Genomic DNA, 13226 nt, shown 5'->3' with positions numbered 1-13226 from the left:
GCTCATATATTTAAGGTCAGAGATGGGAAACCCCGGTTTAAATCAATTCCAGTTTCCTGACTTAGCTGTCGCATAAACCGGGTAAAGGAAAAATCCTGGATCATATCACGTATCTGTTGTATATCCTGAGCAAATACCCGATCCTCATCTGCGAAGGATATTTTTCTGCGAACGAAATGGTGCGCGGCCTCCAGCAACCGGGAACTCTTCAATGGCCGTCTGAATTCAATGGCCTGACAGGCACTCATCAATTCAATGGCCAGTATATATTCCAGGTTATCCAGGACCCGGGAAAGTTTGCGACCACTGATACTGCCCATAGAGACATGGTCTTCCTGCCCCAGGGAAGTGGGTACACTGTCGGCACTGGCCGGGAAACAGAGGGTTTTATTTTCGGTTACCAGCGCAGCCGTCGTATATTGGGGTATCATAAACCCCGAGTTCAGACCCACATCGCGCATCAATAACAGGGGCAGCCCGAATTTCCCTTCCAATAGCAGGTAACATCGACGGTCAGAAATATTGCCCAGTTCGGCCGCTGCAAAACAACAGTAATCCATCGGCAGCGCCAGGGGTTGCCCGTGAAAATTGCCACCGCTGATGGTATCCCGGCTATCGAAAATAATAGGGTTATCAGTAACAGCATTCAATTCTATTTCCGTCAGCTCCTTCAGATGCAGCCAGCTGCTGCGGGTCGCCCCGTGTACCTGGGGCATGCAGCGGAGACTGTAGGGATCCTGTACCCGTCCACAATCAGCATGGCTCTGCATAATCTGCGAGCCGTCCAGTAGCAACCGCAATCGCTGTGCCACCAACTGGTTGCCCGCAAACGGCCGCAAGGCATGCAAACGGGCATCAAATGGTGCACGGGTGCCTTGTAGTGATTCCAGGCTCATTGCTCCGATGATGTCTGCTACTTCCAGACAATTATACAGTCGCTCAAGCCCCTGTACGGCATAGGCCAGCATAAACTGCGTCCCGTTGATCAGCGCCAGCCCTTCCTTGGCACCCAGCTGCAGCGGTTGCCTGCCTTCTTCCTGCAATACCTGTGCCGTATCGGTGAGTTGCCCCCTGTAATAGAGCTGCCCCAGCCCAATCAGGGGCAGGAACAAATGGGCCAGAGGAGCCAGATCACCGCTGGCGCCCACACTGCCCTGTTCCGGTACAGCAGGAATTATATCCTGGTCCAGGTGCCACTGGATGCGTTCCAGGGTTTCCGGACGAACCCCGGAATAGCCCTGTGCCAGGGCCTGAATCTTGGTAATCAGCATCAGACGGGCAATCTGCGGGGATACCAGGGCGCCAACACCCACACTATGCGATTGCAAAATCTTATGTTGCAGGGTCAGCGTGTCGGCCTCAGAAATGCGTTTATTGGACAAAGCCCCAAAGCCGGTATTGATACCATAGACGCTACGACCCGCTGTAACGATGTCCGCTACTGCTGAAGCAGCCGCCTGCACCCGGTGCAGGGCCTCCCTGCCCATCACTGCCTTTAGCCTTCCTGAAGCAATATCAATCGCCTGTTGCAACTGCATGCGGTCATTTCCATATTGAAAAACAGCGTCCATACTAAAGTATTTAATGTCTCTCTAATATACCGTCCGGAGCAATACCTGCCAGGCCTGTTCCAGTTTCCCGGCATCGATCAGCACAGCTGCATGCTGATGTGCCGCCAGCGGATCAGTCTTGAAGCCGGTTATGGCATCTTCCGCAAATGCCGGATCCAGGTCGGGCAGGGTTTCGGCATTGGCCAGTTGGGCCAATTGATTTCCTGTAAGCACTTTGCTGTACCGGATGGCATCCGGTAACTGATCAAAACCGATGCCCAGTTTCACATTGGGTTTCTCCACTTCAAACAGATTACTGCGGTCCACTTTGCAATACCAGTTGCCCCCCAACCGGGCTACATGGTGGATCCTTCGCTGGTCCAGCCTGCGATCGGAATCCAGCAGGTCATCATCGATATGCATTACCAGAACCTCGCAGATGACCAGATTGCCCGCTCCCGGACTGTCGCCAAGCGATTTTATCTCCCGTACCGAACATTCAAATTTTGCCTTACTCTCCCCTACCAGCGGCGGTCGGATGCTGCGGGAAGGCCGCATCGAAAGCCCGGCTTTTTCAAACTCATTGACATCGCGGGGATATTCACAGCTACTCAAGGAGGTCTGATGTAGTATATCATAGGTGACGACATTAATAGCCACTTCAGGCACCAGGTTGAGATTCTCCAGTGTATGTTTGATGGAATTATCCCGCATGCGCCGGGAAGGTGAAAAGACCAGTATCGGAGGTTGCGTCGAGAACAAATTGAAAAAACTGAACGGACTCAGATTCACCCGGCCCTGCAGGTCGACGGTACTGGCAAAACAAATCGGCCTTGGACCTATCAGATGCTGGAGATAGTATTGCTTGTCAAAGGGAGAAAGAGTTTCAATATCAATTGTCATGGGTGGTTTTTTGATGAAAAGGCTCCGGCGTTTCCCGCGTAAATGAATGCCGCCTGCCGCCGGTAAGCTGCCTTAGAATCTCCGGGCAGACGGTACGTCCGGAGACAGCGACTGCAGTTCTAAGATAGAAAATTTACAGTCATCGGCAATAAGCTTGTTTTCCAGAACGCCCAAACCCGCCATTTCCATCCGGATATGGTCGCCCGCAGCAAGCCATTGATCTTTAAACCCTGGATCTGCCAAACGAGCGGTTCCGTTCAGCTCCAGAAAGCATCCTGTACCAACTGTACCGCTGCCGATAATATCCCCCGGGTAAATGTCTACTCCGTAGGAAACTCTTTCAATAATTTCAGCAAATGTCCAGCTCATTTGAGAGAGATTGCCCTGACTGACCAGCTCCCCGTTTACCCAGCAATGCATGTTCAGGTTCCACGACTTACCCCGGTGCCCTTTCGGTGGTGCTGTTTCAAAGGCTTCCAGTTCATCCAGCGTGACCAGCCAGGGACCGGTTGCCGTCGCAAAATCTTTGCCTTTCGCCGGGCCGAGGTTTAGTTTCATTTCTTCCATCTGCAGCTTTCTGGCGCTCATGTCATTCATGATCATCAGCCCTCCGATATATTCGTCGGCCTTGTCGGCGGTGATATTGCGCCCCTTTCGACAGATTACAATAGCCGCTTCCAGCTCAAAATCCAGCTGTCTGAAATGATCGGGCATACAAAGAATATCCCCTGGGCCAGTTATACTGTTATGGTTCGTAAAATAAAATACCGGGAACTGATCGAATTCCGGAATCATCGGCAGGCCACGATTACGGCGGGCAGTGGCTACATGTTGCCGGAAAGCATATCCATCCCTGCAGGATGTCGGATGTGGAACCGGTGCCAGCAATGTTACTTCTCCCGGGTCAATACCATAATGCCGATCCAGGTCTCCCTGTTGCAACCCGGTCCATAATTTTTTCAAATCCCCGATCCAGGTGTCCCATTGCTTCAGCAGGACTGCCATCGTAACCGGCAATTTTTCATACAGATGGGCAAAAGGAAAAATACGGTCCTTTAAATAAAAGCCTGCGTTTTCATGACCATGCTGTAAATAAGAAACGATTTTCATATACGTCGTTTTAAGTTAAATTCTCGATTTTAAAGATGGCCGCAGGCTTACAGATAAGCCCACGACCGTTTTCATATAGCAAAAATTTTCGGCTACCGTCCCGCGGCGCCTGTTAACTGATATTCAATTACCGCTTCGATTCTTTCAAGGACCAGCGGAATAGATTCCAGCCGGCAGGTGCCCACGCTGATGCGGTACCAATGGGGTGCGTGCGCAGCACCAAAAAGCGGAAAAGCCAATACGGCAATACCTGCCTGCTCCAGCAATAATCTCGACATATCCATCGGAACGTCAATATTAATACTCAGGTAGAGGGAAGCCTGGGGGGCGATGGCATCGACAGGTAAACCGGCAGCCTTCATTTTCATAAACCCTTCATAGAACTTTTGCAACCGCAGGAGCAACTCATATCTGAATCCCTTTAAAAATCGATCCACTGCCGGGGTATTGCTCAAAAATGCCGCCAATCCGGATTGTGCGGGTCTGGGCGCCCAGGCACCCATATGACTCAACACTACTTTCATTTTATCCATAAACCCGGTGGGGCCATATGCCCAGCCTACCCTGAGGCCGGTTGCCGCAAAAGACTTACTGATGGCTTCAATATAAATAGTATAGGGCTGCATTTGCGGACAAACACCAACTGGATGCACATGAACACTGTCCTGATAGGTGAGCAAGTGGTAGATCTGATCGTACAGGATATACAGCTTTTTTTCTTCCCGTCCGCGGCGCTGGTTTTCTGCCAGCACCAGCTCACAGATATCTTTCAGTTGTTCTGCCTGAAAGCAGGTACCAGTAGGGTTCTGAGGTGAACAGAGCGCGAGAAGTACGGCGCCCCTGATATGCGGTGCCAGATCAGCAGCTGTAGGCATAAATCCATCCGCCGCCCGGGTTTCAACGGTAATGGTATTCGCCTGGGTGAAACAGGCATAATACTGGTTATTCCAGGAAGGCACCGGATACACCACTGAATCGCCCGGGTCCACCAATACCTGGTAGGTGGCATAGATCAGGGGACGTCCCCCGGCGGCCACCAGGATATCTGAAGGAGCGCAATCCAGTCCCAGACGGTCTGCCGCAAATCCGGAGACCGCCTGGCGTAATTCCGGTAAACCGGCTGCCATGGGATAATTTGTCTGATGGCTTTGATAGGCCTGAATGATGCCTTCTTCCAATTCCTCCGGTATGGGGAAGATTTCGGGGTCAAAATCACCGATGGTAAAATTATACAGGGACTCACCTGCATCCACACGGGATTTCACCTGGTTATTGAAAGCCAGTATCTGGTTCACGGGTAAGTTGGATGCTAAAGTAGAATATTGCATATGAATCTGATCAGATTTCGCCTGACCGGAATGGGTCAGTCACGAACTATTTTATATAAAAATGCGGTTATTGATTTCTTAACTTTTCAGCCTGCGCTGCCGGTTACCTTACAAATTACCACGGGCATCCTGTTCCCGTTCTATCGCTTCAAACAAAGCTTTGAAATTACCTTTACCAAAGCTTTTGGCGCCCTTGCGCTGTATGATTTCAAAAAATAGTGTGGGTCGGTCTTCGACCGGTTTGGAAAAAATTTGCAAAAGATAACCTTCTTCATCACGATCCACCAATATACCTAACCGGCGTAATTCGTTCAGTTCTTCATCGATAGCTCCCACCCGGTCCAGCAGGGTATCATAGTAAGATCCAGGAACTTTTAAAAATTCAATTCCCCGGCTTTGCAGGGCCGTTACGGTTTCGATGATATTATATGTGGTCAGTGCCACATGTTGTACGCCCTCGCCCTTATAGAAGTCCAGATATTCCTCTATCTGTGATTTCTTCTTTCCCTCTGCGGGTTCGTTGATCGGAAATTTTACAAACCCGTTGCCACTACTCATCACTTTACTCATCAGGGCGGAGTACTCCGTGGAAATATCCGCATCATCAAACGAAATAATATTCTTAAATCCCATGACATCCGCATAAAATTCGACCCATTTGTTCATCTGGTTCCAGCCGACATTGCCGACACAGTGATCCACATACTGCAGCCCCGTTTCAACAGGATTGTATTCAGATTTCCAGGGTTGGTAGCCAGGAAGAAAGGCGCCCTGATAATCTTTTCTTTCGACAAATACATGAACCGTATCCCCATAAGTATGAATACCACTCAGGACCACTTGTCCGCCGGCATCAGTCGCTATTTCAGGTTCCATAAATCTTTTCGCGCCACGGCGGGTGGTTTGCTCCCAGGCGTCCCGCGCATCCGGCACCCGCAATGCGAGCACCCGCACGCCATCGCCGTGCATGGCAATATGCTGCTGGATCTCAGGCTCGTCTTTTAAAGGTGTGGTAAATACAAAACAGAGCTTGTTCTGTTTCAGCACATAACTGGCTCTGGTCATCACCCCGGTTTCGGGTCCGGCATAGGCATGTGACTGAAACCCAAATGCTGTTTTATAGAAATGTGCGGCCTGACGGGCATTGCCCACATAGAATTCGATATAATCTGTACCCTCCAGCGGTAAAAAATCTGTGGTAGCATCAGTAGCTGCTGATTGCGTAGCAATAGACATGGCAAATAAATTAAACGTTGTAAAAAATAGAAATATCTGACGCAGACAGCGTCTTTAGGTTCAATCGGTTAGGCTCGGGGGTGATCGGTAGCAAGTGCTTCAATCAGAAGCACATAATTGACGCGTTTATCAGTAAAAAGTTTATATGGATAATCCGGTCGCATTTTTAATTCGCTGAATCAAAGGTACTGATTTTTGAGGAATATGGTACTTTTGCACTGAGGCCGTTCATAAATACCACACTTAATGGTAGGGTAAGACTGGCCGTAAACACCATGCCATACTATAGAAATTTTACATATTGGATTGATAAACGCAACTGGAAGTTTTACTTTCTGATGGCCTCCCTCGCGATGGGTGCGGCAGCCGCCTGACAACACTGGCTGTTACCAAGTCGACGGCCGCTCAATTTTATTTTCAATTAAAAAATCCAATCATGTCTCATTATTATACCCTGGGAAAAATCCCCCATAAACGGCATACGCAATTTCGCAAACCCGACGGTCAGCTTTATAGTGAACAACTCTTCTCTACTGAAGGGTTCAGCAATGATTATGCCTTGCTATATCATTGCCATCCGCCCACCCAAATCATTAAAACAGAACCACAGCGGGAGCTGCGTCCCCGGATCGCCGAAGAAAAAATGCTTCGGCACCGCAGCTTTGAAGGATTTAAGATTCTTCCTGCAGATGATTTTCTGGAAAGCCGGCTGCCAGTACTCGTTAACAATGATTGTCATATCGTTCTGGCGGCCCCGAAGCAAAGTATGGAGACTTATTTTTATAAAAATACAGACGCCGATGAGTTGATTTTTGTACACCAGGGCACCGGCTCCGTATTGACCCAGTACGGGCAACTTCCCTTCTCCCCCGGCGACTATATCATATTACCCCGTGGCTGTATTTATCAGATCCATTTTAACGATGCCGAGAATCGGCTATTCATAGTAGAGTCCTTCAGTCCGATCCGCTATCCCAAAAGATACCTGAGTCCCTTTGGTCAGTTGATGGAGCACGCACCATACTGTGAACGGGATATCCGGCCACCGGAGGATCTGAAAACTTATGACGAGAAAGGTGATTTTTTAATCAAAGCCAAAAAATCAGGAATGCTTTATGGATTGCATTACGGTACGCATCCCTTTGACGTCGTGGGCTGGGATGGCTGTTGTTATCCATTTATATTTTCCATTCATGATTTCGAACCCATTACCGGCCGGGTCCACCAGCCGCCGCCTGTTCACCAAACATTTGAAACCAACGCTTTTGTCGTCTGTTCTTTTGTACCGCGCTTATTTGATTACCATCCTCAGGCGATCCCGGCACCCTATAATCACAGTAATATAGACAGTGATGAAGTGATTTATTATGTTGACGGTGATTTCATGAGTCGCAAAAATGTGAATAAGGGCATGATCACACTTCATCCGGCAGGCATTCCACATGGCCCTCATCCAGGTGCGGTTGCCAAAAGTATCGGGGCCCGGGAAACCAAGGAACTGGCTGTGATGATCGACACATTCCGGCCCTTGATGCTCACACAGGCTGCCATCGAGATCGAGAATGCGGACTACACAATGAGTTGGGTGGAGTAAGTCCCGCCTCTCCCGGTTCAAACCAGCGAACCGGGCGCACTAATATGGAGGAGCCGGCCGAAGGCAGCAGCGGCCCGGTGTACCTCTACTGTCCAGTCATCTGCAGCGCTGCCATCCGCTCCGTCGGAAATATACTTGAGACTTAGAAAAGGAATTTGCTCTTTCATGGCAATCATGGCCAGGGCATAGGCTTCCATGTCTACAACATCGTATAGATCGGACTGATGCCCCATTTCAAAATTGTCACCCGTTCCACAGGTAGCTTCAGGCAAGCCGTCCATTTTCAAGCCATATTCGAGCACTACGGGCAGATTGGACAAAGGCGTCTCATACCGGGCATAACCCAGTCCCTGCACATCCATATCCCGTTGAACAAAGCGGGTGCAGCACACAACCGAGCCTCTCTCAAAACGATCACTGCCGGCAGAACCCAGGTTCACAATAAGTCCCGGTCTTCGGTGTTGGATGCTTTTGGTTAGTTCGTAAGCCGCATTCACTTTCCCGATACCGGTAATCAGCTGCGGCTGTCCTTCAAAAACTTCTGCAGCTTCACTGGCGAGGGCAAAACAAAAAATGGCATCAGAAACAGCAATTTTAAAGTCTGCATTCACTATGATCATCTTCAATATTTATTAACGTCTGGTTTACATTGACCCTTCATTTCAGGGAATCTGCAATACTACAATTTTTCCATCCATGGTAGTGACCACCATTTGTTTGTCGGACAGAAACTGCAGATCCTGTACCAGGCAATTAGCCAGTTTATGTATCCAAAGGGTCTGACCGGTCCGCCGGTCAAACGCAGCGACCACCCCCTTATCGCTCATGGCGTAGACTTTCCCCTTGTGCTCCACAATGCGCGATGGGTTGAGCTCATAATTAAATACATTTTCCGTCTGCCATTCTATACGGGCGGTGTCTGAAACGGTCGACACCCCGATCAAATGTCCCTGCATGCATTTGGCAAAAACCAACTTCCCATCATTGGATAGACCCATTGATTCACGGACCCAGTGTTCAGGCCAGCGTTTTTTCCAGATGAGCTGGCCAGTCCGACTGTCCAGCGCAGTCATATAGCGATCAGGCGCAACGATAAATATCCGCCCTTTGATGCCGACCGGCGTACAGGAAGCGGGGGACAGCATACGGTTCGAATAGCCATCCTGATAAACCCATCTGGGCCGGCCGCTCTCCAGATCCAGGCAATAGAGTTCATTGCCCCAACTTCCAAAAATCACCCCACCCTGGTAAACCAGCGGGGATGTCTTTACAAAGTTATTTACCTGGTCGTATTGCCAGACCAGCTCGCCAGTAATCAGGTCCAGGCAACGAAATATACCTTCCGAGGAGCCCAACAGCACTTTACTACCTTCAATCACCGGAGTAGCTACAATGGCTTTGTCCGTGCCGTATTTCCATAACAGCTGACCGTCACTTTCATTCAAACAATAAACAAAACCATCGGTGCTTGCTATCAGCACCCTGCCGCGGGCCAGGGCCGGTGTCGCATAAATCTTTCCATGACTCCTAAAACGCCAGACAGGCTTAGCCGTCTTCAGATCGATGGCCTGAACCAGGCCCTGGGTATTGGGCGTTATAATCCGGGTACCTGACAGCACAAATCCGTTCCCAATATCTGATGGCAGCTGTATGCGGCCCTTCTCAATTACTTGCGGATACCGATCGTTGATGGCATAGGACGGTCGCGGCCATTGGTGATTTGCTGTTTTAAACTGGTGATCCACCAGCGGTATGCGGGCCCATACAGGACCGGCAGCCTCTGTAGGACGACGTTGCCTATAAGTCAATTCTCCATTTTCGATGCGAACAACATTATAGCCACCAAGGGTATCCTTTGCCCTTAGATTGGAACGGCCCATAATAGCCGGTATGCCTTCAAAGTTCAATTGCTGGTTCTGATGGCCGTGTCCACAGAGATAGAGCTGAATATTACGTTTTTTCAACCTGTCGGCTAGTTCATACCAGTTATTCAGTCCGGAGTCCAAAGGATAATGATCTACAAAAATCAGTGGGGCCTCCTTCGGAATGGTCAACAGCATGGAATCCAGCCAAACAATATTTTCATAAGGGACCTGGCCGGGGCTCATCTTCATATTGGGGCCGCAATTGGCGCCTAGAAAATAATACCCGCCATATTCAAAACTAAAAACATCCGCACCAAATATCCTATTGAAACTATTGGCACCACTCTCCGACCAGTTATCATCATGATTTCCTGGAATAATATACCAGGGTTTGTTTAGAGAATCCAGTATTTGTTTGGCCAGTTCCAGTTCGAGATCCGCTCCAAACTCAGTGATATCACCGGAAGCAATCACAAATTGAATAGCAGTATCTTTATTAATGTCAGCCACCGTCAGACGCAGATCGGTTGCGCCCGTGGCAGAACCCACATGCAAGTCAGAAATATGTGCAAATTCAAAAGCAGGCTGTGCATGCAGTAGTCCGCCTATTGTCAAGCTTATTGCCAGCCATAAAAAACGTCTCATCATTCAAAGATAGGTCACCTCGGGTAATACGGACAACTCCTAAAAATAAAGAATCTCTAATAATAACAAGTTTTCCGCCTTTTAAAACCTTTCACGCTTGTCTAACAAACGCTCCGCCAAAATTTCCGTTTTCGAGTTTAATAGTCAAGGAGTCTCCTTGTTCAAAAACGGTTTGGCGAACTATTTTCCTATTATATGATCTCGATTTTGGTTTTTCTGTTTTGAAGTCCGCAAGAAATTATTCAATAACTACTTTACGTATTATAATTTGCTGTTCGTCAGCGTCAAGTCGTCTCTTAACTTCAAGGCCCGCTCCTGTTTTAACAATTGTATTTACTCGATCAAAAACATCTTTGTTGCGTTACTAGCATTCTCATAGTGCTTTTGCCAACGCAAACTAAAAAATACTACAATCATCGTTATAATTGAGGATTTCTTAATTGTCAGCAATCAACTAGTTCGAAGTTTTTGCCAGGTCAAGTCAATCATTATACAAGGAGAAAAAACTAACTGGGAATATCAGCATAACTGTCGTTAGATAATATTGTTGTTCACCATACCCCCATATTTTCTATGTCGTGTCTGTCATTTAAACTTACCTATAAGGTTATCGGGCTTGGCATAGTAGAGGTACTCAGCAGTGAATATGATACGAAACCAAAAAGTTCAAAATTAGCACAAACTTTTATACGAAGAACGCCCGCCCCCGTTACCCCAAACCCTTACTACCAGCAGCCATTTTCCACTCGGTTAATTTTCTTCAGTCGGTATATTACGAAGAATTTTGTAGTCAATATAGAATGTCCCGAATGGAATGATACAGGCAACAAGAACTTTCCAAGTTGTCTCTTTAAATTTCCATTGTTGTTCAACGCCTACACGCAAAGCGTTAAATACAAATAACAAAAACAATGCACCGTGAATTGGTCCAAGATTTTTCGATATTGAAGGATTGTCAAAATAATACTTCAAAGGAACGGCTATAAAAACCAAAACAAGTAATGAAATTCCCTCTAAAAATGCTAATATTCGTAACCGTCCGATCGTTGTTGTGAAATACTTTTTCATAATTAAAATGTTCTAAAATATGGTCGGCTTGATAATGGTGAAAATGTCCATGGAATTGCAATAAAAATGATGATTAGAGCAACAGAAAACCAAATTAACATTGTCTTAAACTTTTCTTTGTCAGTTGGTTTTCGTTTGGCTAATGCAGAGCCAATTGTCAATACTACAATGGCGGTCAACATTAAGAAAATATGAATTACACCATAGAAAGTTAAGTCCAAATTCTGCACACCGATTTCGGTTTCTTTCCAAAAGTATTTTACGATCGGACTTTGTGTGTAGATTATTATTCCTATCATTAACTGAATGTGGGCAATGGTCGCAGTCCAATGTCTGAAATTGTTGTCTGTTTTGGAAAATGTTTTATTACTGATGTAACCAACAAATGCCCTATAAATAGAATACAGCAAAAAAGCTAAAACAAGCCAACGAACTAAAGAGTGAAAGACTAATAAAGTTGAATACATTATATGTCGGAATTTTTTATTTCCGCACAAAGATAGAATAATAACATACTACTTAGTATGTTTTGAAGAAAAAAAATTATTTCAAACAATCTAAATAGTTTCTAAGTTGCTTTAAATAGGGTAAATATGCATTTTTATGATTCTCCAATTTTCCAAAATTTCGTATGCCCCAATAGCCGGCCATTACGAACATTGTTACTTGTTTTGCGTTTACGTCTTTGCGGACATAACCGCTTTTCTTTCCCTTTTCAATAGTGGCGGTCATTAGTTTTATCCATTGTTTTGTCAGTTCGTTTAATGCGTTGTTAAAGTCAGCGTTCCAAGGTGTCATTTCTTGCGTAAAGTTTGAGGCCGGACAACCATACTCAACTTTCAAAAATTCATTTTTCATTAAAAGATCGTCCATTAGGTTGTAAATGGCGTCTAAAGGATTTAGTTCATTTTGCAGCGGTTCAGTGAAAATGCTTGTAAGTGTCGGTTTAAGAATTTCGTTAATGATTGCAAGTCCCATTTCGTCTTTGGTCTTGAAATGGTAATAAAACGCACCTTTTGTAACTTTTGTCGTGGCGATAATCTCGTCAATGCTTGTAGTCTGATAGCCTTTAACGTAAATCAGTTCAAATGCCTTTTGCAATATTGTCAACCGAGTCACCTCTGCTTTCTTCATAAAAGATACTGTTTAGTACTTTCACAAAGAAAAGAAAAATTGTCGGACTGTTAGCGGTAATTCGTATGCTGTTGGCGAACCCCTGCAATGTTATTTGACGGGATTCTCGTAGTTCTGCGGCAACAGCTTATGCAGTTCGGTCATTTTGGTTTGATTGATATTCTCAAATAAATGAGTGAGCCATTTTTCCGGATTGACATTATGCAGTCTGCAAGTAGCAAACAGACTGTAGATCATCGCGGCGTCCTGCGCACGTTTGTATATTCCGTTGATGATACCCCCTTATTCCGCTGCATGGTAACCCCTCTGTAAGGAGACCCAAAAAACAAAGAGCTTAATGTGTTAGTAAAGATACTAATCTGGTTTGGATTTTTATTTATTTGCCACGTCTCATGGTATGCTGTCGACGAACCCCTACAATGTTATTTGACGGGATTCTCGTAGTTCTGCGGTAACAGCTTATGCAGTTCGGTCATTTTGGTTTGATTGATATTCTCAAATAAATGAGTGAGCCATTTTTCCGGATTGACATTATGCAGTCTGCAAGTAGCAAACAGACTGTAGATCATCGCGGCGTCCTGCGCGCGTTCATGTGATCCGGCGAACAGGTAGTTCTTTCTGCCAAGAGACACTGGCCTCAGGGAATTTTCAATGAGATTATTATCCTGTTGCAATATTCCGTTGGTGGTATATACACATAACTTATCCCAACGCTTTAGCGTATAGCTGATCGCCTTACCCAGAGGGCTTTTGGGCAGTACTTGTATTATTAGATTATTTAATGTGTTTTTAA

General features: G+C 46.5%; 13 protein-coding genes. 1 reads left to right on the top strand and 12 read right to left on the bottom strand.

Features of this window, described 5'->3' with window-relative positions:
• Positions 1–2: 2 nt before the first annotated feature.
• From hutH to hppD, 5 genes are all read right to left on the bottom strand, one after another.
• Complete coding sequence (gene hutH / locus ACYVI9_RS05505) at positions 3–1571, bottom strand: histidine ammonia-lyase (protein WP_460761738.1); 1569 nt, start codon at positions 1569–1571, stop codon at positions 3–5.
• 21 nt (positions 1572–1592) lie between these two features.
• Entirely contained in the window at positions 1593–2453 is an 861-nt protein-coding gene (locus ACYVI9_RS05500) for a flavin reductase family protein (protein ID WP_460761735.1), read from the bottom strand.
• 72 nt (positions 2454–2525) lie between these two features.
• The gene (locus ACYVI9_RS05495; protein ID WP_460761733.1) at positions 2526–3563 is read right to left on the bottom strand and encodes a fumarylacetoacetate hydrolase family protein; all 1038 of its coding nucleotides are present in this window, start codon (positions 3561–3563) and stop codon (positions 2526–2528) included.
• A gap of 92 nt (positions 3564–3655) precedes the next feature.
• Positions 3656–4891, bottom strand: a complete 1236-nt coding sequence (locus ACYVI9_RS05490; RefSeq protein WP_460761730.1) for a pyridoxal phosphate-dependent aminotransferase — start codon at positions 4889–4891, stop codon at positions 3656–3658.
• A gap of 108 nt (positions 4892–4999) precedes the next feature.
• Positions 5000–6127, bottom strand: coding sequence for a 4-hydroxyphenylpyruvate dioxygenase (gene hppD / locus ACYVI9_RS05485; RefSeq protein ID WP_460761728.1), 1128 nt, complete (start codon positions 6125–6127; stop codon positions 5000–5002).
• Between the two features lie 436 nt (positions 6128–6563).
• Between hppD and ACYVI9_RS05480 the strand changes: the two genes are divergently transcribed.
• Positions 6564–7721: a homogentisate 1,2-dioxygenase gene (locus tag ACYVI9_RS05480; RefSeq protein ID WP_460761726.1), complete on the top strand. Its 1158-nt coding sequence runs from the start codon at positions 6564–6566 to the stop codon at positions 7719–7721.
• Between the two features lie 17 nt (positions 7722–7738).
• Here the strand turns inward: ACYVI9_RS05480 and ACYVI9_RS05475 are convergent, their stop codons facing one another.
• The 7 genes from ACYVI9_RS05475 to ACYVI9_RS05445 all read right to left on the bottom strand — a co-directional run.
• Positions 7739–8341, bottom strand: a complete 603-nt coding sequence (locus ACYVI9_RS05475) for a phosphorylase family protein (RefSeq protein ID WP_460761723.1) — start codon at positions 8339–8341, stop codon at positions 7739–7741.
• 42 nt (positions 8342–8383) lie between these two features.
• The gene (locus tag ACYVI9_RS05470; protein WP_460761721.1) at positions 8384–10231 is read right to left on the bottom strand and encodes an outer membrane protein assembly factor BamB family protein; all 1848 of its coding nucleotides are present in this window, start codon (positions 10229–10231) and stop codon (positions 8384–8386) included.
• Positions 10232–10981: 750 nt separating this feature from the next.
• Entirely contained in the window at positions 10982–11299 is a 318-nt protein-coding gene (locus tag ACYVI9_RS05465; protein ID WP_460761718.1) for a DUF3817 domain-containing protein, read from the bottom strand.
• A gap of 2 nt (positions 11300–11301) precedes the next feature.
• The gene (locus ACYVI9_RS05460) at positions 11302–11766 is read right to left on the bottom strand and encodes a hypothetical protein (protein ID WP_460761717.1); all 465 of its coding nucleotides are present in this window, start codon (positions 11764–11766) and stop codon (positions 11302–11304) included.
• 76 nt (positions 11767–11842) lie between these two features.
• Positions 11843–12433, bottom strand: coding sequence for a TetR/AcrR family transcriptional regulator (locus tag ACYVI9_RS05455; protein WP_460761714.1), 591 nt, complete (start codon positions 12431–12433; stop codon positions 11843–11845).
• 90 nt (positions 12434–12523) lie between these two features.
• Positions 12524–12670 carry a transposase domain-containing protein gene (locus tag ACYVI9_RS05450; protein ID WP_460761711.1) on the bottom strand — a complete coding sequence of 49 codons (147 nt, stop codon included), beginning with the start codon at positions 12668–12670 and terminating at the stop codon, positions 12524–12526.
• A 185-nt stretch (positions 12671–12855) separates the two neighbouring features.
• Positions 12856–13226, bottom strand: a 371-nt coding sequence (locus tag ACYVI9_RS05445; protein ID WP_460761709.1) for an IS66 family transposase, incomplete at its 5' end; no start/stop codon positions are given.

The organism is Niabella terrae, assembly GCF_054783135.1.
The sequence above is the reverse complement of the archived record's forward strand: the minus strand, read 5'-3'. Positions and strand labels throughout refer to the sequence as shown.

Excerpts from the sequence above, each read along its gene's own strand:
- hutH (WP_460761738.1), bottom strand. The coding sequence starts at position 1,571 with ATGGACGCTGTTTTTCAATATGGAAATGACCGCATGCAGTTGCAACAG.
- ACYVI9_RS05500 (WP_460761735.1), bottom strand. The coding sequence starts at position 2,453 with ATGACAATTGATATTGAAACTCTTTCTCCCTTTGACAAGCAATACTAT.
- ACYVI9_RS05495 (WP_460761733.1), bottom strand. The coding sequence starts at position 3,563 with ATGAAAATCGTTTCTTATTTACAGCATGGTCATGAAAACGCAGGCTTT.
- ACYVI9_RS05490 (WP_460761730.1), bottom strand. The coding sequence starts at position 4,891 with ATGCAATATTCTACTTTAGCATCCAACTTACCCGTGAACCAGATACTG.
- hppD (WP_460761728.1), bottom strand. The coding sequence starts at position 6,127 with ATGTCTATTGCTACGCAATCAGCAGCTACTGATGCTACCACAGATTTT.
- ACYVI9_RS05480 (WP_460761726.1), top strand. The coding sequence starts at position 6,564 with ATGTCTCATTATTATACCCTGGGAAAAATCCCCCATAAACGGCATACG.
- ACYVI9_RS05475 (WP_460761723.1), bottom strand. The coding sequence starts at position 8,341 with ATGATCATAGTGAATGCAGACTTTAAAATTGCTGTTTCTGATGCCATT.
- ACYVI9_RS05470 (WP_460761721.1), bottom strand. The coding sequence starts at position 10,231 with ATGAGACGTTTTTTATGGCTGGCAATAAGCTTGACAATAGGCGGACTA.
- ACYVI9_RS05465 (WP_460761718.1), bottom strand. The coding sequence starts at position 11,299 with ATGAAAAAGTATTTCACAACAACGATCGGACGGTTACGAATATTAGCA.
- ACYVI9_RS05460 (WP_460761717.1), bottom strand. The coding sequence starts at position 11,766 with ATGTATTCAACTTTATTAGTCTTTCACTCTTTAGTTCGTTGGCTTGTT.
- ACYVI9_RS05455 (WP_460761714.1), bottom strand. The coding sequence starts at position 12,433 with ATGAAGAAAGCAGAGGTGACTCGGTTGACAATATTGCAAAAGGCATTT.
- ACYVI9_RS05450 (WP_460761711.1), bottom strand. The coding sequence starts at position 12,670 with ATGATCTACAGTCTGTTTGCTACTTGCAGACTGCATAATGTCAATCCG.